This window comes from Myroides sp. TSA_177.3 (assembly GCF_052691955.1).
In genome coordinates, this window is record NZ_JBQZGD010000016.1 from 37,732 (window position 1) to 58,717 (window position 20,986).

Here is a 20,986-nt window from a genome sequence, read left to right on the forward strand (position 1 = left end):
ATGAAAGAAGATTTTTTTAAATACCAAGCACAGACTTCACCCAATCCCCTAGCGATGGAGATTTCCCACGCAAAAGGATCTTATATATACGATAAAAACGGAAAGGCATATTTAGACTTCGTAGCAGGAGTTTCTGCTTGTACCCTAGGGCATCAACACCCGAAGGTAAACAACGCTATTAAAGATCAGCTAGACAAGTATTCACATGTGATGGTATATGGAGAGTATATCCAAGATCCAGCTGTAGAATTCTGTAAGATTTTAGCCGAAAATATTCCTGCACCGCTGAATAAAACCTATTTAGTAAACTCAGGAACTGAAGCAACAGAAGGAGCTTTGAAATTAGCTAAACGCGTTACAGGAAGAAGTCAGTTGATTTCGTGTTTCAACGCTTACCATGGAAATACAATGGGTTCCATGAGTGTCATGGGATTTGAAGACCGCAAGCGCGCTTTTCGTCCCCTACTTCCAGATGTAGATTTCATCCACTTTAACAGTGTAGAAGATTTAGAAAAAATCACAACACGTACAGCGGGGATTATCTTAGAAACCATTCAAGGAGGAGCTGGATTTGTAGAGCCTTTTGATGGCTTCTTAACGAAAGTAAGAAAACGTTGTGATGAAGTTGGCGCTTTGATGATCGTGGATGAGATTCAACCTGGATTTGGGCGTACAGGAACCTTATTTGGCTTCCAAAATTACGACGTTGTACCAGATGTTATCGTAATGGGAAAAGGAATGGCAGGTGGAATGCCTTGTGGTGCGTTCACTGCTAGTGATGCTCACATGGATTTATTATATGACAACCCAAAATTTGGGCATATTACAACCTTTGGAGGACATCCCGTTATTGCTGCTGCAAGTTTAGCTACGCTAAAAGAGCTAGTAGAAACAGATCTAATGGAACAAGCCTTAGAAAAAGAAAAACTATTCAGACAATTACTTGTCCACCCTTTGATTACAGAAATCAGAGGAAGAGGATTAATGATTGCTCCTATGACGCTTAGTAGTGATATTACTAACCGCGTTATCTTAAAATGTCAAGAAAAAGGTTTAATTTTGTTTTGGCTTCTATTCGAAGGAAAAGCAATTCGCATCACCCCTCCGTTAACCGTTAGCGAAGAGGAAATTACAGTGGGTTGTGCAATGATTATAGAGGCTTTAAATGAAGTTCAAGAAGAGTTAGGCTTATAACCTTTTTCATTAACGCACTAATAAAAAGCAATGGATTTCAATAAAAACGAAGAAGAAGAAAACAACTTATCACTTGCTCGTTTTGAGTCAATGCTCAAAACGAATAAGATTTTGTTTTTTGATTCTGAAGAATTTGAGAATATCATACTTCATTACCTGGATTCAGGTAAAATCAACTTGGCCAAGAAAGCATTAAAATTAGCTTTGGACCAACACCCTACTTCAATCGGTTTAAAACTCGTTGAAGTCGAAATATTAATTTTTCAAAATAAATTAGAAGCAGCCGATCGTCTGCTAGATGAAATAGAACAAGTAGAACCTCAAAACGACGAGGTTTACATTCACAGAGCGAGTATATACTCTAAAAAAGGAAACCACCTAGAAGCGATTAAAGCCCTAGAGAAAGCGTTAACCATTACCGAAGACTTAGCGGATATCTATTCCCTTTTGGGTATGGAGTATTTGTTTATTGACGAAATTGAAAAGGCCAAACAAAGTTTTATTCTTTGTTTAGAAAATGACGATGAGGATCAATCAACCTTATATAACATCATCTATTGTTTTGATTTCTTAAATGAAAACGAAGCAGCAATCACCTATTTGAATTCTTTTATTGATAAGAATCCGTACAGTGAGATTGCATGGCATCAACTGGGAAGACAATACTACGCACAAAAGAATTACGACAAAGCCGTTTGGGCTTTCAGCTATGCAACGCTGATTGACGAGCAATTCTTGGGTGCTTACTTAGAAAAGGGAAAATCGCTCGAAAAGCTACAGCAATACCAAGAGGCTATTGATAACTATATGATTACGCTAGAGCTAGACGCTCCTTCGTCTTATGTATTATTGCGTATTGGAATCTGTTATGAAGCCTTAAACAACTTCCCTTTAGCGATTCAATATTACAAGAAAACCGTGCATGAAGATCCGATGTTAGACAAAGGATGGATTGCTTTAACGGATATTTATATCAAAGAGAATCAATTTGACAAAGCATTGGTAACCTTACAAAAGGCTATTAATATTGATGAATTAAACGAGCGCTATTGGATTCGCTATGCGGTATTAAACCGCAATTTACTGCAATTCAAAGAAGCAGAAGTTGGGTACCGCAAGGCTACTGAACTTGGAGAATACATCCTCGATTACTGGATGGATTGGGCAGATATTCTCTATCTTTTAGAAGAGTATGAAAGCGCCATTGATAAACTGTTGCAAATTGAAGAAACCCATCCCCATGCTGTGGAGATTTACTATCGCTTAGCGGTCTATTATTTCGCCACACACCAAAATGAGGAAGCACTAGCTTGGTTAGCGAAAGGGTTTACTGCGGATTTTGACAAAGTATCTATCATTGAGACTTTATTCCCTGCACAATGGGAGAATCCCCTCTTACAACAAGCCATTAAAGATTACACCCCATAAGAAAATAGCTATTCATTTCCGTGAATAGCTGTTTCATTTTAATACCATACGCTATGATTAAGAAACAATACGGTTTAATTGGGAAAGACATTGCTTATTCATTTTCTCAAGAATATTTTACTGAGAAATTCAAACAACTTCAGCTCACAGATAGTCAGTACAGCAACTTTGACCTTGCTAAAATCAGTGAATTTAGCGACATTTTAGAGCGTTTTGACAACCTGAAGGGACTGAATGTCACCATCCCCTATAAACAGGCTATTATCCCCTATTTAGATAGCTTATCTAAAAAAGCGGCTGCCATTGGTGCGGTAAATACGATTCGCATAACGAGAAAAAACAAGCTCAAGGGATATAATACAGATTGGTATGGTTTTTATCATTCGCTAAAACCCTTATTAAAAAAACAACATACCCATGCCTTAATTCTAGGAACAGGTGGGGCTAGTAAGGCTATCGAATACGCTTTAGCTAAATTGGGGATTGCGTATAAGTTTGTCAGCCGTACCAAGCAAGATACGGAATTCACCTATGAAGAACTGACACAAGCCATCTTGACGCAATATACGGTTATCATTAATACAACTCCACTGGGGACCTTCCCTGATGTAGAGGCAAAGCCCAATATCCCGTACCAATACTTGACCAATCAGCATCTGGTTTATGATTTGATTTACAATCCGGCGCAAACAACTTTCTTGCGTTTGGCGGCAGAACAGCAAGCAACCACTAAAAATGGGCATGAAATGTTAGTTCTACAGGCAGAAAAAGCGTATAAAATATGGTCTAAGCGATTTGAACAAGATTAAATTCGCTAAAACAAGATTATTTATTGCGTATTAATCGTAATAATTCCTCTTACATTAGATATTTTTTATTAAATTTGAGAATATTAGAAATATCCTAAACGAGGATTATTGTTGTTAATTATAAGATTTTTATACCTATGTTAGAACAAAAGAATGAAAACCTGCACGAGCTAGCAGATGGACAAAATCCGGAATCAAATACGCCAAATTCTGCACATCTTGCTGAAAGAGAGAAAGCTCTAGATTCCATTACTGCATCAAATGCCGAAGAAGGGGAAGACAATGATGTACATGAGAAAAATGACATCACCGTCCTTGACTACGAAAAGCTTGATATGGAACAACTCACTGCTGAGTTGCAAAAGCTTACTCAAGGCTATAAAATCACAACAATTAAAGATCTAGTAGAAGACATTAAGAAAGAATTCTACAGACAATACAGTGATTTAATAGAAGAGAAAAAAGAAGCCTTCTTGGAGAAGAATCCCGATGCAAATGCAAGTGATTTTGAATATAACCTCCCTTTAAAAGCTACTTTTGATGCGTTTTACAATGACTTTAAGACGAAGAAAAATGCGTATTATAAGGAATTGCAAAACAACTTAACAACAAATTTAAACAAGCGTCTCAACATCATTGATCGAATCAAAGATCTTGTTGATACGAGTGAAAATAAAGCCGATGCTCTTAAATTGTTAGGTGATCTAAGAGACGAGTGGAAAAATGCAGGGGCTATTCCAAAAGATAAATACAATCACGTTTGGAATAACTATCACTTCCACATTGAGCGTTTCTACGATCAATTACACCTAGATAGAGAATCAAGAGATTTAGATTTTAAATACAATTTAGATCAAAAACAAAAGATCATCACACGTGCTGAAGAATTACTTCAGGAAGATGATGTGATCAAGGCTTTTAGAGAGCTTCAAACCCTACACCGTATTTGGAGAGAAGAAATTGGTCCGGTTGATCGTGAAATCAGAGAGGAAATCTGGGAAAAATTCAGTGACTTAACGAAGCAATTACACGATAAACGCGAACTATTATTCGAAAACTTACGCGAGGGTGAGAAAGAAAACTTGGGATTAAAAGTTCATGTTATTAGTCAAATTGACCTTTTATCCAGACAAGAGATTACGTCTCATAGCCAATGGCAAAAAGAAATTAAAAAAGTAGAAGAGCTTCGCAATCACTTCTTCTCTATTGGTAAAGTACCTCAAGAGAATAATGAAGAGGTATGGAACTTATTCAAATTGGCAACGAGAAACTTCAATGCAAACAAGAATAAATTCTACAAGGATTTAAAGAAAGTTCAACAGAGAAATTACAACGAGAAGCTTGCGCTAATTGAAAAGGCTTTAAAATACAAGGATAGTGAGGAATACGATAAGGTTACTCCTATCATGAAGCAGATACAAGAGGATTGGAAGAAAATTGGCCATGTACCAAGAAAATACTCTGACCAATTGTGGAAAGACTTCAAAGATGCTTGTAATTATTACTTTGATCGTTTGCATACCGTTAGAAATAGCGAAAACCAAGAAGGAAATGAAAACTACAACAAGAAAAAGGAATTCTTAGAAGAGTTGAAATCTTTCACTTTGATTGGTGAACACAAAGCAGATTTAGAAGCGATTAAAGAAAAGATTAATACGTGGAAAAGCCTTGGAAATGTACCACATAACAAGCGCTTTATTGAAGGGAAATTCAATAAAATCCTCGATGTATTATTCGATAAGTTGAGTTTGAGTAAAAGAGAAGCTGAAGCGATGAAATTCTCTAATAAATTGGATGATTTATTAGAATCAAATGACAAGCGCAAATTACAACAAGAGGCTATCTTTATTCAGCGCAAAATTGAAGAAATTACAAGTGGAATCTTGCAATTAGAAAATAACTTAGCGTATGTTTCTAATGCAACGAAAGACAATCCTCTGGTAAAAGAAGTAAATAAAAATATTGAGAAGTACAGAGATGAGTTGAAAATCTGGCAAGATAAATTACAACAAATTAGAAATCTCGATGCATAATAAAAAGGAGCTGGTTTTATACCAGCTTTTTTTATGGTTAATGGTTTGCAGTTGGCGGTGGACAGTTTATGGTGGACAGTTTACAGTCGATGGTTGATGGTTAACGGTGGACAGTTTACAGTTAATGGTTAATGGTTTACCGTGAACAGTAAACAATCTATTTGGGGCGATGAACTAAAAAACAAACAACACTAACAGGTAAGAAAATAGAAAACCCAAATAAGAGTGCAAAAATGGTTGCTGCATCAATCCACATAAATCGAAAGAACTGCTGTGCTCCTTGTATAGCCAATATTCCTTCTGTGCTAATAAACCCCAAAAGCAAACAGCATATTCCTACCTTCGTCCAAGTTGTAAGGGCTAGTTTTCTTTTTTGAATCAGCAAGAGCAAACCAAGAGCGGTAAAAAGGCCAAGCATATTGAGGTGAATAAAGCTAACAATCCAGCTGCGTATTCCCTTTAACTCCCCAGCAAAGGCTTCATTTAAAACGGCAAATTGCGTAAGCAGACGCAGTACTAGACAGATTCCTACAAACACAGCCAAAGCAAGGTTATAATTCGCTTGATTGCCTTTGACTTGCTTTATTTTTTCACGTTTCAAATGCTGGTATAGCGGTTTGATTCCATAGCCAAACGCTAGTGTTTGCAAGAGAACCCCTACTCCATTGATATAATACAGACTAGGTGCTGCTATATACCAACTGGCAGGTAAAGCATAAGTCAGTACAACAGAAGTAATCCACAGCGTATAAAAACGCTGAAATGGTTTCTTTTCCATTCCTTTAGGAAAGAATTGAGGAAGCAATAACGCAATAAAAGCAGTAAAGAACCAGCCATCAAACTGAAAATGCAGAAAAAACTGAATGCACAGTTGAAAAAAGGCACTTGCCTTTCCCATCATGCCAATCGCAGGTCCTAAAAACCAGACTCCAAGTGTTGAAAACACCATAAAGAACAAGGCCGTTTTGACCCAAATGGCTTGTTGTATATTTGTTATGCGATGATACCTCCATAAACGATAGACAAAGCAATACGAGCAAATGATATGCAAGGTGGAAAAGAAGATGGATGGCGCAGCATAGCCTTGAAAAGGAAAAGTGACGGCCATACCCAGCACAGCAACCTGTGTTACCCAAAATAAGCGGCGATAAAAGCGCTCTTCACGGGGGTTTTGTAGGCCAAATTGATCAACCAACAGCACATAAACCAAGAGATACAACCATCCCAATAACGCAACGTGTGAATGTCCGTGTAAGACGTATAAAAAAGTCATTCCTTCGATTGGAAAAACAAAAGCGCCCCTCAATAGTAACCCCAATAAAGCGGCTATTAAGAAATTAACGAACAAAATACGATACTGGATGGGCTTCATCAATTAGGCATAAAAAGTAACCTCTACTAAGGTAAGATTCTTCTGTTGGAAGTAAAAGTTTTCGGGCTCTTTTCTTGGTTCTTTTCTTCTCTTTCTCCTATTGAATCGAAGCAAACTTGTACTATACAGTCTCTGTGATACAAATAAAAAGAGACTGCAGCTGCAGTCTCTTTTACAATTTAAAATCTAACGTTTCAACTTACAATTGGATTTTACTCACAATATCTCCATTCGTATCCACTTGAAGTTCTTTTCCTTCCTCTTTAGGCATACGTTTTGCTTTATTCGTTACATACGCTGTTCCTGTTTTCACATTAACTGCTACTGTATTTGGATGTGATCCTGTTTCTAATTCTGTTACAACCTCGTATGATTTACCATCTACAATAGCTGTTTTACCGCTTTCTCTATTCGCTAGGACAATCTTATTTGCTGTTGGCGCATATTTTACTCCTAAAGACCCCCCTTTGAACTTCACTACTTTTAAAAGCTCACCTGAATCCGCATGTAAAATGGTAAGTCCTGTAGAAGAATTCGTTACAAACAATCTTCGACCAACCTCATCAATAGCCACATTGATTGGACTCTCTCCTCCGGAAGCAAATTTCTTCACTACTTTTTTCGTTTTTGGATCGATAATCGCAACTTCATTCGTTCCCATGTTGGTAACGTATAGCTTATTTGTTTGACGATCAAAAGCCAAACCTGCAGTGAAAATTCCCGTATTTTCAATGTACCCTTCTAAGGTATCTTTGTTTCCGTTAATTACCCATATTTTTCCTTCTTCTTGTGTATCAGAAGCATAAATGGTATTGGTACTTTCGTCAATAGCAATTTCTCTGTTGTGCCCTTTTTCGTTTGTACCTGGAATAACTTTTACCTCTCCCGTTTTTAGGTTTACCACGGTAATTGCATTCGTGATGGTATTGGTTCCGTATAATTTTTGTGTTTTCTCATTCACAGCGATACCAAACACTGGATTTCCTTGTACATTAATTTCCTTTTCTACGGCTAATGTATTGCCATTCAACTTGTAAATGATTCCTTCTTTATTCTTGAAATCAACAACTGAAGCTACATAAACACCGTTATCACCGCTGTTGTAAGTCAATTCATACAATCCTTTTCCAACCGCCTGACTTTTATCTATAGTTTGTGCAAATGCCGTTGTTGATAGCGCCAATAAGCAGGCACCTGCCAAAGTAATTTGTTTTTTGCATTTCATAATTATTTGATATTTAATTGATTATTTAATTCTATCATCCACGAGAAAGCTTGTTGCCAATACCAAGCGCCATGTTTTCCCATAGGATCTATTTTAACTTCTTTACGCAATTGAAAACGCGCTTCTACTTGTTGAACAAAAGCTTGAACATCTTGATCCATGTGAACCACTTCGCCTTGCCCTATTTTTCGATTTTCTCTTCCACCAGCATAAAAGAAATAGTGTTGTTCTTGCAACTGCTGAATATGTTCTGCCGTAAAGCCATCCATATACGCTTGTATTTGCTGTTGATCTTGCCAAAGTGAGGGTGAAAAAACACCGACTTTACCGAATACTGTTGGATAGGTCAATCCTCCATAAAGCGAGATTAACCCACCGAGAGAACCACCCGCAATACCCGTATGTTCCTTATCTTTTAAGGTGCGATAATTCGCATCGATATAAGGTTTTAAGGTCTGAACGATAAAAGCCAAATACTGTTTTCCTTCGGCAATAGGCGTTTGAATGGTAGGGAAAAAAGCATATTCTTTTTCCCTTCTATTTTTCTCATATTCATGATCAATACCCACAATAATATACTGATCTCCTAAACGTTCCACCGTTTCATCTATTCCCCATTCCACAGGGCCTAATCGCCCTTCTGAACTAGCTTCATCAAATAAATCTTGACCGTCGTGCATATACCAAACGGGATACGCCTGTTGTGCCGTTTTATAATTCTTCGGCAGATAAATGCGAATCGCACGTGTTCGGTGTAGCTCTGGCATAATAAAATTTTCCAACACAATGAGCTGCTCTGGTGCCGTAGAAGCTGGATATTGATCGCGCCAAGCCACTATTTTTTCTTGAAGCGTTTGATCTTGATCAATCACATAATCGTGTAAATTAATCAATCGCCCTTGCGAAGAACATTCCAACGTTTGCCAAGAACCGCGGGTAAATTTATATTCCAATACACCTGCTGGAATATCGTGTAAGGTTATGCTATACTCCCCTGTTTTCCCTTGTTTGGGTTGTAGTATATAACGTTCTTCTTGGGGATTCCATCGATTGAAATTTCCCGTAATATAAATTGCATCCTGGGTAAGGGCCTTTACATCAACCTGAAGGTCGATTTGTATGGTATATCCCTTTTGAGCCTGTACATTCATGGTCATTATTCCTATAAGTATTAATACTAATACCTTTATCTTCATTCTATTACTTTCTATTCACTTTAAATAATCCTTGAGGTTTGCCTCCTTTTCCGATGGCAATTGCTGGTTTTGCAGTCAAGAAATCACTCGACAACTCATAAAACCCTAATTTGGATTCACTCACCACACGGATAAAGCGTTTCGCGTCAATTTTCGAAACACCCAATGCCGCAGCTGGTGTTTCTACTAAGTTTACTCCTTCAATTGCAATAGGTGTAACAGCTTTCGTTTGAATGTCAATCACCACGTATTTCCAAATCGGTGTTAAGTTGATAGACTGAGGATCAGCTAAGGTTACCTCATTCACTAGCGTAATGATTTTCCCTTTTTCAACAAAAATCGTAGAGAATTTCCCTGAGGCTACTTGGTTAAACATTGTATTGAAGTCTAATTCCCATGAAGCATCTACTTGATTGGATCCATTTTTAATACGCGCTATTTTCGATTGATCACCTAAACCACCTGATTTAACACCCTGTGTAATCAAGTACAAGTCTCTATTCTCATCAAAATAGTATAGGGGATTTTCATCCACAAAAGCGATATTACCGGTGTTTTTCACTGCTGTATGAGCAATCCAAGCACCTGATTTTAAATCAATCACTGCAAGGTGTACATCTGGAGCAACTCCATCAAACATACCTCCTTGAGCCCCCTGATTTTTACCAAACGTGATATCTGCATATAGTTTATCGCCATTTACAGCTAAGAAATGTTGTCCAATTGCACGGAAATTCACCCCTGTCAATTGTAAATCTGTTTCTAGCTTTTGAATTTGAGTCGCATAATCACCCAATTGCCCTTTTTTAGCCATTGTGATAGGGTCAAAAATCTGAATTGCAGTAGGGCTCGCTCCTTCAAAATAATAACCCGTTTGATTGTCATTCGTTAAAGTGAAATTTCCAGAACCTGCAATTTTAGGTTCCACAGCAATCGATTTTGTTGTATAAAATCCTTTATCATCAAACATAAATTGCCCTAAACTTCTGGCATTGTTATCATCAAACATACGGTAAACACGCTCACCATACTGGCGATATCCTCCCATTCCACCAGCTGCGGTAGTATTGCCTGTTGCATTATCGATACTTCCAGTCGGAAGATCTTGATAGCTTTTAAGAAAACCATTTTTAATTGGTCCTTTCCCTTCCGCCAAAGTCATGACGAAATAGTGTGCCTCTTTTCCTGCTGGTGGTTCAGGATTATTGGGTGTAGTATCGTCTGATGAACATCCCGTCAAAATGAAAGGCAAGATAAAAGCCAAGGATACTATTCGTTTCATTGTTTGCATAGATTAATTAAGTTTATAATTGATTTTCAGGTAGAAACTTCTACCTGCTTTTTGGATTTTGTAGTAATCGTATAAGTCTTGATTCAATAGATTTCTTCCTTCTACTCCCAATGACCAGCCCTGAGCAGGCCATTCATACACCAAGCCAGCCGTTAAAGAAGTTTGATCGGGAACCACATTTTTCACATCGCCTTTACTCTTTCCGAAAAGACCTAAAAAACCACTGGGTTCCATTGACTTATCTATGGGTTGAATATAAAATTCACGCACAAAATTTACGTGTGCATACAACAGTAAAGCATCTTGTTTGGTAAACAATTGCTTGAACGTATGTTCGGCGCCAAGGTTGGCAAAGAAATAGGGAATATTAGGTACACGGTTTCCTTTGAGCCATTGATCCGCTATATTATCGAAACGGCCATAGCGAATACTTTGCCAAGTAAAATTGCTGTAGAGTTTTGTAGCAGGTGTCAAAGCAAAAGAGAAATCTCCTTCAAATCCATAGCCTTCTGCACGTTCTTTATTCACGAAAAGGGATAAAGGCGGACTTCCCGCAGTGAGTACGATGATATCTTTGGTTTGACGATAAAAGGCATGTATGCTAGCATCCAAACGTCCAAACTGTTTTTCTATACCTAGATTAAAGTTTAAACTCTGTTCTGGTTTTAAGTCAAAATTTGAAGCAATAAAGAGATTATCACCAAAAAGTTCACTGTAACCTGGTAATCGACGTGCATTTTCAATAGAAAATCGCACGTTCATTTTTTCATTTACTTGATATTTAGCTGCCATAGCCCATCCCCAAGCCGTATTACTTGTAGCGTGTATATCTTTTGTACGCCAATCCACTTGATAAGCAGTATTGAGTCCTTCGCTCGTATAGTTGTAATTTTTCAACAAAAACGTCGTTTCCAATTGCTGGGTAAACCATTGACTCGTCAAGCCCAAAGCCCAAACATTCTTTTTGTAATAAGAAGGAACTTCGATGATGGGTTGTTGAGTATCTTCGATTTTCTTCCCGTATTCATCTGTACCTACTCTTTTTGTATAGGTATAGGTATTATTAAACCACAACTGTTGGGTTTTACTCCATTGAAATCCAATCAACGTTCGACTGGTAAAAAAGGTCATATCAATCTCAGCCTGTGTTGGGTGGTCTCCTTCCCCTCGAAATCCCCTAGGAGAAAACTCCCCTAGCCAAGTATAACGTCCTTGCAGCGTATCATTTACCCTACTTTTTACTACATTATAGGCTAAAAACTGATCGACAGAAAGCTTTTCTTGTGCGAATTTCTTCTTGTAACGCAACGTGGGCACCCAGCTGTGTTGACGATCCTCAATCCCTCCAAAAGGCGTAAGCATGGTTGTCGGACTATGTTGAATTTGTTTATCTAAGGTGTAATAACTCAAATCAAACTGCAAAAGATCTGCAATTTTTAAATGCTTTGCACCAAGATATACATTGGAGTAATATTGTCTGTATCGGTTGTGAAATAAGCGAACCTTCGCCGTTTCTTTCGCCAATTCGGGATCTGGCGTATCGATTTTATAGTTGTTATCGGAATAGTTAGAGAAGAACTCTCCTCCTACATAAAATTGATCATTGAGGTTGTAATGACCGCGTACTGCCGTTCGCACGGTATTAAAAGAACCGTACTCGACAGAAGCTCGTAAGGTATTGGCTTGATTGCTATTAGAGACCAAATTAATTGCACCTCCTAATGCATCACTAGCCAGATAAACGGGAATTACCCCTTTATACACTTCTACTTTTTGCAACAAATCGAGGGGTATATTGGAAAGGGAATAAGCATTTCCGAGGTAATTTAAGGGAATCCCATCTTTAAAATAGCGAATCGCCTGTCCTTGAAAACCATTAAGATTCACACTCGCTTCTCCTCCTAAACCTCCACTTTCTCTAACGCGAACGCCCGTTGTTCGATTCATTAACTCACTTAAAGAAGCAGAACGCAAAACTTGACTCTTGGTATCAACCACTACAGCACGCATAATGTCGCGATTCACTTCTTCCTGTTCCGCTACTTTCGCAATCTGAATATCCTCTAGTACAGTTCCTTCCTTCCTTAGCCGCAACGTATGAGCACTCCCATTAAACAAGTCTAGGGTTTGTTGCATGGGTTCATATCCCTCTATATACACCATCGCATTGCCTTTTTGCTCTTCTTTAACCTCCAGGAAAATACGCCCCAACGCATCCGAAGTATAAGTCACTTGATTGAGGTACAATACAGCACCTTGTAAAGGTTGATGCTCTTGATTTTCAATCGTCAAAGACACCTTATGCTGGGCAAATAAAGCACTACTAGGCACTAATAAACTGTATAGAAAAAGTTTGCGTAACACTATTATTATTTATATTTAGTTTAAATAAAGACAAAAGTATGCTAAAAAAGTTTATTAACAAGAATAATTCTAAATAATAATTTGAAGGGGTGATGAGAGGGTGAGGTGGTGAGAGGGTGTAGGACGATGTGGCAATGAGTAAACCTCACATCGCCTCACCGTATGGCGTGAGCGCGGAATGCGACCCCTCCTACGTCGGGGTGACATACAAAGCGGAGTGACTGATTAGAGTATTTTCGATTAAAATAGAGTTCCTTCTTTAATCGATAAAACCTACGATTTCACAAACTTCACAAAGCACAAACCTCACAAAGAACAAACACCTTTTATTTTTACAGCCTTTTCAAACATTTGACGCTCTTTATTTGACTTACGTTGGGGTAAATTGTCTTTTGTAAAGATGTTTTTGGCTTTTAAGTAAATTGGTTTTGTTTTTTTGTCTTTTTGCAAAAAGCTTTTTGCAACAATCCTCTTTAATCGATAAAACCCACGATTTCACAAACCTCACGAAAAAACACACCTCACATCGCCTCACCGTATGGCGTGAGCGCGAGATGCGACCCCTCCTGCGTCGGGGTGACATACAGAGCGGAGTGACTGATTAGAGTATTTTCGATTAAAATAGAGTTCCTTCTTTAATCGATAAAACCCACGATTTCAAAAACTTCACAAAGCACAAACCTCACAAAGCCCCCCTTTCTTTTTTAAAGGGTAAAAAAGAAACAAAAAACCCCTTCAACTAACCCAAATAAAGGTCAAATTAGTTTTCAAGGCTGAAAATAAAAGAACTCGCTACGCTCAAACACCTTTTATTTTTACAGCCTTTTCAAACATTTGACACTCTTTATTTGACTTACGTTGGAGGTAAATTGTCTTTTGTAAAGAGGTTTTGGCTTTTAAGTAAATTGGTTTTGTTTTTTTGCAAAAGGATTTTTTGCAACAATCCTCTTTAATCGATCAAACCCACGATTTCACAAACTTACAAAGCACAAACCACCCCACCCTCACTGTATGGCGTGAGCGCGGGATGCGACCCCTCCTACGTCGGGGTGACATACAGAGCGGAATCACTGATTAGAGTATTTTCGATTAAAATAGAGTTCCTTCTTTAATCGATAAATCCTATGATTTCACAAACTCACAAAGAGTAAACCTCACATCGCCTCACTGTATGGCGTGAGCGCGGAATGCGACCCCTCCTGCGTCGGGGTGACATACTGCGGGTAGGGATGGATGATGAGAAGGTGAGGCGATGAGCAAACCTCACAAGGAACGAACCTCACCTCCTCACCGTATGGCGTGAGCGCAGGATGCGACCCCTCCTGCGTCGGGGTGACATACAGAGCGGAGTGACTGATTAGAGTATTTTCGATTAAAATAGAGTTCCTTCTTTAATCGATAAAACCCACGATTTCACAAACTCACAAAGCACAAACCTCACCTTCACACCTCCTCACCCCCCAAAAAAAACCTACTCTTCCAACTTTGTTCTTCTAAAAAAGACAAAGAGTAAAACAAAGAAAATAAGGTAAGCAATATTAAATCCAGCGGCGCTAATCCACGATTTTAATAGTGAATCAGGTAGCATCATTTTAATCGGTTGTTGGTAGAGCGTCATAAAAACTGGAGAGATAAAACCAACCCATTTAGGTAGAACTGTTTTCCCTGCAAATACAAAAATGGAAAACAACAACCATCCCAAAAGCAACACGGCAATAGCCGTTCCCCAAGCAATGTATAGGACTGTAGTAAAACTAGACGCCATTTCAATAAGGTACGGATGTGCTACCGCATCGGTGTGATAAATTGCTTTGAACAGTTCCCCGCTATAGAAAAAATCTGCATGTCCTAAAGGCATTAAAACCACACTAATCACCAAGATAAAATACGTAATCCACGCATAGGGTTTCGATTTATCTTTAAAAAATTGGTAAGCCAACCAAACGGCAGGAAGAAATAAAAAGGCAGACATAGAAGCAATTAACGCTCCCCACATCAGGCGTTGGGTAGAGCCCTCAATCATCAAGAGTGCCAATGTTGAGTCCAGCTCATTCGCATACGTAGTTGTAAATAAAGGGTATTTCTCTGGATCGACATAAAACCCGACGATTAGAATATCCCCAATAACCCAAAGCAAAGAAGCTAGAAGAGCTGAAACAAAAGACCACTTAATTTTAGTTGAATAATTCATGTTTATTATTATAATTAATTTGTTATACTTCTTATACTAGATTCCCTCTTACCTAGAAGAGGTATTTTTTAATTTTAGTTTCGTTACACTTTTTGATACCGCATAGAGAATAAGTGCAAAAATGATCCAATCAATAGCTGCACTAGCCCAGTAAATACTGCTGATTCCCATTATTCCAGGCACAAGTAACATGATCGGAATATAGAAAACCACTTGACGAAGCAAGCTAATAATCGTGGCGGGGTTTGCATCTTCAATGGCTGGAAACCAAACCATAGCCAGGAATACAAAAGGCAAGACGAGTAGTACACTCATATAAATTCGAAAATCGAAAAGCTGATGTGCTAGGAATTCCGTATGTGGAATCATCACGGCTAGTACCCCTGAAGGATAGACCATCACAAATAACCAAAATGGCAAGAGGATGGCTAGTCCGACGAGCGAAAACAAGCGATAGGCTTGGATACTTCGCGTGTATTGTTTGGCACCATAGTTCATACCTGTAACCGGTTGTAAAGCACGCATCAATCCCCATAAAGGAGTATTCAACAGAATATAAAATCGATTCACTGCCGTAAAAAAGGTGATATCAGCCTCATTGCCATACTTAGCCAAAGCATTGAATACCACAATGTTTTGGATAACAATCATCACCATCATAATAAAACCAGGCATTCCTAAAGAGAGGGTTTCCTTGATGATAGCTGTCTTGCGCTGTAAGGACCAGAATTTAGTTCGAAAAGAAGCCTTTCCGCTAGCATAATACCACACCCCTAGCAACGTATAAATCATCATGGAGATATTGGTTGCCCAAGCAGCACCTGCTACCCCCCAACCCAGCGTATCAATAAAAATAGGCTTCAGCCCCAAATCGACAAGGAGCCCTATAGCAATCATCCAAGCTGCGGTTTTCATTCTTCCCTCTGCACGTATAATCATATTCAAGGCCAATCCGTGAATCCAGAAAAAGCTACCTAAAATTGTCGCACGGAAATACTCCACTCCCAAGGTCAAGATCTCTCCTCTTCCTCCCATCATATACACCAATTCCTCAGCAAATACATAACATGGCAACGTTAAAACAATAGAAAAAAGCAACGTAAGATAATTAACCGTTCCCATAGATTGTTCTAATTTCACGGTATCCTTTCTTCCAATCCAAATACTAATAGCAGAGCCAATTCCCGTGCCAATCAACGTCCCAAACCCTTGAGCAAACTGCGCTAAAGGATAAGCAATTCCCACAGCGGCCAGTGCCGTATTACTAATTAGATGCCCTACAAAAATGCCATCTAAAAAATTGTTCAATCCATATAAAACCATGGCGACCACTGCTGGCCAAGCCAAATGCCACATCACCTTGGGCAGTTTCCCTTCTAAAATAAGTTCTTTTTGTTTGTCCATCTTCTTTGATCTAAATGATAGGTATCTTTTCTTCCCTTGCTTAGCTTCTCCTCTCGTTCTTGATGTTTTTCCTTTTTAGAAAAAAACACCTTCTTATTAAGATTCATTCTAAACAATTGATATATTTGCAAAGATAACGGGCGAATATTTGCCTCATGTCTCAAATACGGATAAAAAAGTCCGCCAAAAAAACAGGGAGAATTAGCTTATGACTTTACGACTATATGACATTAAACACAAGCATACAATAGTAGAAAAAGAGTATCCAACCACCTTTTTTGAACCCAAAGGGGGGACTGTACAAGAGAGCGTTACCCATTTGGATTCCTTTATGGGACGCGGTTACTACAAAGAATTGTACTTTGATGGCGTGCATATTGGGATTGGCAATGTAAAGCTGGCACAAAAAGTACTCTTGGGGTTTGAGAGTGATTTTGAGACCATTGAGATGCACTTCACCATGAAAGGCAAAAGCACAGCGCGTACCACTCAATTTGATCAACCAGTCAGCTTTGAGGCTCATTCGCATAATATTTTGTACACCAATGGCTTGGGTGGCCAAATGCAATGGGAAAGTGAAGATTTCCAACTCTGCGAAATCAATTTAAGGCCTGAATTTTTCAAGCGATTTCTCCCTCATGACCATCACTTATTTGACCGTTTCCGCAATGCACTCGAGAAAGGCAAATCGAGTTTATTACATCCGGAACACTACACCATTAACCATCAGATGTATGAGATTTTAAATCAAATTATTCACTGCGATAAACAAGGGATTTTTAAACGCTTGTTTTTAGAAGCCAAGGTTATCGAGCTTTTACTCCTACAATTGGAACAGTTTTACGGTGAATCTCCCTACCAAGGATCCTTAAAGAAGCAAGAAATCGACAAGATATATGCGGTGCGCGATTTCATGCTTCAAAATTTAGATAGTACCTACTCATTGGTAGATTTAGCTCACCGCGTAGGGACAAATGAATTTGTATTGAAGAAAGGGTTTAAAGAACTTTTCGGCACGACAGTCATTTCTTTTTGGGCACATGAAAAAATGGAACATGCTAAAACATTACTCGCTGATCAGGCACTTAACATCAGCGAAATTTCCGATCGAATTGGATACAAGAATCAACGTCATTTTTCGACTGCTTTCAAAAAGAAATACGGTGTATCCCCTAGTGCACTCTACAAGTAAACCACAGCATTTCGGCCATAAAAAAAACCTCTTACGAGGTTTCTTGTTTCATTATCCTATTTTGATTTTAAGTCTCAACCAAATTTTTGACACTTGGCAAAAAGATCCCTCGAATACTAAATACCGCTCGAATCTCTTCCATCCTCAAGGTCATACTGTCAAAAACGGGATTATCACTCACGAATAAAAGTTCGCCATTTTCCATCTTGCGTTTGAAGCGATAGCATAAAATCCCGCGATTTTCTACGACTAAGACATAGATATGCCACGGTTTCATTTCTGCAGGTTCAATGGGCATGGACAATACATAAGAACTTACTTTTATCGTAGGATACATGTTCTCCACTCCAATTTGAAATCCAATATTAACTTCATCCTCCGTTGGAAAAATACAAGTAGGCGACGTAGCTAAACACTTTTCTGGATTGATAAAATACTCAATCTGATGATCAACTGAAATCATTTTTACTACTCGATCCTCCAAATTTCCTTTATACACAGCATTGGGATGGGTTAAAAACAGTTCATTCAGGTCAATTTTATGTTGCTTACATACCTCAATAATCTTATCATAACGCAACGTCTCTCGTATCTTCCATGAGGATAATGTATTGGGCTTGATTCCCAATAAATTGGCTAGTTCCAAATCCGTTTTGAATCCCAGCAATTGTTTTAATCTTCTGATAACATCATTTGCGTCTAACATCGTTTGACCTATTTAATAATTAAAATTAAAAATGACTCTTTCACAAGCAACTGTTAACTTTTTCACCCTTACGTCCCTCAAACCTTTATAGAATAAAGGAAAACGCACAAATAAGCACCACACAATTCCCTAAGAGATGAAAATATTTTAAATAATTACACTTCCATCAATAAATTAACAATTGATTCCTTTCTATAAAAATACAAAATATTCGCATATAACCACTTAAAATACATTAAAAATGACAATATGTGAATTATTGTGTTTTTATTTAAGTTAGAAAGATCTTATTCCAAGTTCCTTTCTAAGGCAATAAGGCGTAAAAAAAAGTCCCCGAGCTGGGGACTTCTCAACGTTAACAAAGTATTCCTCATACTAACAAATCAGCTCTACTTTTCCGCTTACGACATCGTAGTATCCGCCTACGACACCGATTTGACCTTCTTCAATTAATTGGGTTAAAGAAGGACTTACTCGTTGCAGTTGTTCTACAATGGAACGAACATTTTCCATCGTCACTAACTCTACTAATTCCGTTTGACTTAATTCTTTTCCTTGGTTTTTCTCACGTACTTTTTCTACAATCGGATGAATACGCTCTAAAATAGTATCTAGTTTACCTAAACTTGTATGGTTACAAGCACCAGTTACCGCACCACATCGACTATGTCCCAAAACGAGAATCAATTTACTTCCAACCACCTGACAAGCGTATTCCATACTACCAATCACCTCATCAGTCAATACATTTCCTGCGATTCTCAAGCTGAAGATATCTCCAATTCCCTGATCTAACACGTGTTCTAATGGAGCGCGGCTATCCATACAGCTCAAAATCACTGCATGTGGATGTTGACCATCTTTCGTTTCTTGAAGCTGATGCAAGAAGTTTCTATTGAATTTTAAATTATTGACAAAGCGATTATTTCCTTCTAATAATAGGTTTAAACTTTGCTCTGGTGTTGTATTTGCTAATATTTCTTTTGTAAATGAGTTCATAGTTATATCGTTTTACGATGTGATAAAATAAGATTAGATTGCCCTTGGCTGATTTGAATGGATTTATGAAAACCCGTCGTAGTAATTGCGATGTTCTTTTCTCTGGCTTTTTCGTTAATAAACGATTGAATCATTTCGAGAACATCCATGTGGATATACCCCATTTGTTTGGCTTGAATTGCCAAATGGCAGTTATCAGGTAGTTGATGCAATTTGTTTTTAATGGCTGTTTTATTAAAGAAGGATACTTCTTGTGCTAACGTAAGTGTATACACAAGTTGTTCATCTTTCACGGTGTGCTGCATTGAAAATGCTTTGCGCACGTTACCCAATAATAAAAAGGCAATACTCACTACCATTCCCGCTAATACACCCATCAGTAAATCTGTAGCAACAACCATAACAAGTGTTACAATAAATGGCGCAAATTGCGTATAACCTTTATGCCAAAAGTGAAGCAATACAGCGGGTTTAGCTAAATTATATCCCACTAAGATTAATACCGCTGCTAAAGAAGCTAACGGAATCATATTCAATACAAAAGGAAGTGCAACTACAGCGAGTAGTAAAAACACGCCGTGGATAATTGCAGAAGCTTTGTACAATCCACCTGCGTTGACATTAGCTGATGAACGCACAACCACAGAAGTCATCGGTAACCCTCCAATCAAAGAGCTGATAATATTACCTATTCCCTGTGCTTTCAATTCGCGATTCGTATCAGTATGTCGTTTTAATGGATCTAAACGATCTGTTGCCTCAATACACAATAGTGTTTCGATGGAAGCCACAATAGCAATGGTACCTGCCACAATCCAAACCGTTGGATTAGTCAATCCGGTCCAATCTGGAAAAACGAGCAAAGAACTAATAGAAGATAGACCATCTAATACTGGAATCGCCACCACTTGTGAAGCATCAATGGCCCAAGAGCTACCCGTATAAATCCACAATTGATTCAGTAAAATCCCAACCACCACAACCACCAAAGCAGCTGGTAAAAAGGCAATTTTCTTTAATCTTTTACTCTTGCTCCACGCTATTAAAATAGCCAGAGAAAGCACCGTCATCAACAGAGTTCCTTTGTGAATGGACGCTATATCCTGCACATCACTTAATGTACTCACTCCGAATGCTAAAGGCAATTGCTTGATAACAATAACCACTCCAATTCCCGCAAGCATTCCTTCAATCACACTAGAAGGAAAGAAATTGGCAATAGCCCCTGCCCGTAGAAACCCCAATACTAATTGGATAATACCCGCAAGGATTCCCGCAGTTAGCAAAAGTTGAAAGGATCCCAACTCACTAATAGCGGCTAAAATAATGGCAGCCAATCCCGCAGCGGGACCACTTACACTGACGTTGGAATTACTCATAAATCCAACAATAACTCCCCCTACTACTCCAGCGATAATTCCCGCTATTGGAGGCGCACCTGAAGCTAGCGCAATTCCCAAACAAAGCGGAAGTGCGACTAAAAAGACCACAAGGCCTGGAGCAACACTTTTTTTCCATGTTGCTACTTGCATACGATATTTCATTTTTGTTTACTTAAAATTAAAACAGTTTACTGTTGATG

15 protein-coding genes are annotated in these 20,986 nt (G+C 38.4%); 5 read left to right on the forward strand and 10 right to left on the reverse strand.

Annotated features, from left to right (window positions below; all coding sequences use genetic code 11):
- The 4 genes from ACUTSE_RS13800 to ACUTSE_RS13815 all read left to right on the forward strand — a co-directional run bounded on the left by ACUTSE_RS13800 (position 1) and on the right by ACUTSE_RS13815 (position 5,464).
- The gene (locus ACUTSE_RS13800; RefSeq protein ID WP_445640650.1) at positions 1-1,194 is read left to right on the forward strand and encodes an aspartate aminotransferase family protein; all 1,194 of its coding nucleotides are present in this window, start codon (positions 1-3) and stop codon (positions 1,192-1,194) included.
- 30 nt (positions 1,195-1,224) lie between these two features.
- Positions 1,225-2,622, forward strand: a complete 1,398-nt coding sequence (locus tag ACUTSE_RS13805; protein WP_445640651.1) for a tetratricopeptide repeat protein — start codon at positions 1,225-1,227, stop codon at positions 2,620-2,622.
- Positions 2,623-2,675: 53 nt separating this feature from the next.
- Positions 2,676-3,431: a shikimate dehydrogenase family protein gene (locus ACUTSE_RS13810; protein WP_445640652.1), complete on the forward strand. Its 756-nt coding sequence runs from the start codon at positions 2,676-2,678 to the stop codon at positions 3,429-3,431.
- A 137-nt stretch (positions 3,432-3,568) separates the two neighbouring features.
- Positions 3,569-5,464: a DUF349 domain-containing protein gene (locus ACUTSE_RS13815; RefSeq protein ID WP_445640653.1), complete on the forward strand. Its 1,896-nt coding sequence runs from the start codon at positions 3,569-3,571 to the stop codon at positions 5,462-5,464.
- Between the two features lie 157 nt (positions 5,465-5,621).
- Here ACUTSE_RS13815 and ACUTSE_RS13820 read toward each other — a convergent pair whose 3' ends face one another.
- The 7 genes from ACUTSE_RS13820 to ACUTSE_RS13850 all read right to left on the reverse strand — a co-directional run bounded on the left by ACUTSE_RS13820 (position 5,622) and on the right by ACUTSE_RS13850 (position 16,507).
- A complete protein-coding gene (locus ACUTSE_RS13820) occupies positions 5,622-6,836 on the reverse strand; it encodes a hypothetical protein (protein ID WP_445640654.1) in 1,215 nt (404 codons plus the stop codon).
- A gap of 199 nt (positions 6,837-7,035) precedes the next feature.
- On the reverse strand, positions 7,036-8,061 hold the full coding sequence (locus ACUTSE_RS13825) for a YncE family protein (protein WP_445640655.1): 1,026 nt from the start codon (positions 8,059-8,061) through the stop codon (positions 7,036-7,038).
- Positions 8,062-8,063: 2 nt separating this feature from the next.
- Positions 8,064-9,257 carry an alpha/beta hydrolase gene (locus tag ACUTSE_RS13830; RefSeq protein WP_445640656.1) on the reverse strand — a complete coding sequence of 398 codons (1,194 nt, stop codon included), beginning with the start codon at positions 9,255-9,257 and terminating at the stop codon, positions 8,064-8,066.
- Between the two features lie 4 nt (positions 9,258-9,261).
- Positions 9,262-10,539, reverse strand: coding sequence for a hypothetical protein (locus ACUTSE_RS13835; protein ID WP_445640657.1), 1,278 nt, complete (start codon positions 10,537-10,539; stop codon positions 9,262-9,264).
- Between the two features lie 12 nt (positions 10,540-10,551).
- Positions 10,552-12,912 carry a TonB-dependent receptor domain-containing protein gene (locus ACUTSE_RS13840; protein ID WP_445640658.1) on the reverse strand — a complete coding sequence of 787 codons (2,361 nt, stop codon included), beginning with the start codon at positions 12,910-12,912 and terminating at the stop codon, positions 10,552-10,554.
- 1,471 nt (positions 12,913-14,383) lie between these two features.
- Complete coding sequence (locus ACUTSE_RS13845; RefSeq protein ID WP_445640659.1) at positions 14,384-15,103, reverse strand: DUF6796 family protein; 720 nt, start codon at positions 15,101-15,103, stop codon at positions 14,384-14,386.
- A gap of 48 nt (positions 15,104-15,151) precedes the next feature.
- Positions 15,152-16,507, reverse strand: coding sequence for an MATE family efflux transporter (locus ACUTSE_RS13850; protein WP_445640660.1), 1,356 nt, complete (start codon positions 16,505-16,507; stop codon positions 15,152-15,154).
- 208 nt (positions 16,508-16,715) lie between these two features.
- On the opposite strand from ACUTSE_RS13850, the gene ACUTSE_RS13855 reads away from it, so the two are divergent.
- Positions 16,716-17,699, forward strand: coding sequence for a helix-turn-helix transcriptional regulator (locus tag ACUTSE_RS13855; RefSeq protein ID WP_445640661.1), 984 nt, complete (start codon positions 16,716-16,718; stop codon positions 17,697-17,699).
- 67 nt (positions 17,700-17,766) lie between these two features.
- Here ACUTSE_RS13855 and ACUTSE_RS13860 read toward each other — a convergent pair whose 3' ends face one another.
- The 3 genes from ACUTSE_RS13860 to ACUTSE_RS13870 all read right to left on the reverse strand — a co-directional run bounded on the left by ACUTSE_RS13860 (position 17,767) and on the right by ACUTSE_RS13870 (position 20,948).
- Positions 17,767-18,405, reverse strand: coding sequence for a helix-turn-helix domain-containing protein (locus ACUTSE_RS13860; RefSeq protein ID WP_002991809.1), 639 nt, complete (start codon positions 18,403-18,405; stop codon positions 17,767-17,769).
- Positions 18,406-18,780: 375 nt separating this feature from the next.
- Positions 18,781-19,404, reverse strand: a complete 624-nt coding sequence (locus ACUTSE_RS13865; RefSeq protein ID WP_445640662.1) for a carbonic anhydrase — start codon at positions 19,402-19,404, stop codon at positions 18,781-18,783.
- A gap of 2 nt (positions 19,405-19,406) precedes the next feature.
- Entirely contained in the window at positions 19,407-20,948 is a 1,542-nt protein-coding gene (locus ACUTSE_RS13870) for a SulP family inorganic anion transporter (protein WP_445640663.1), read from the reverse strand.
- Positions 20,949-20,986: the final 38 nt, after the last annotated feature.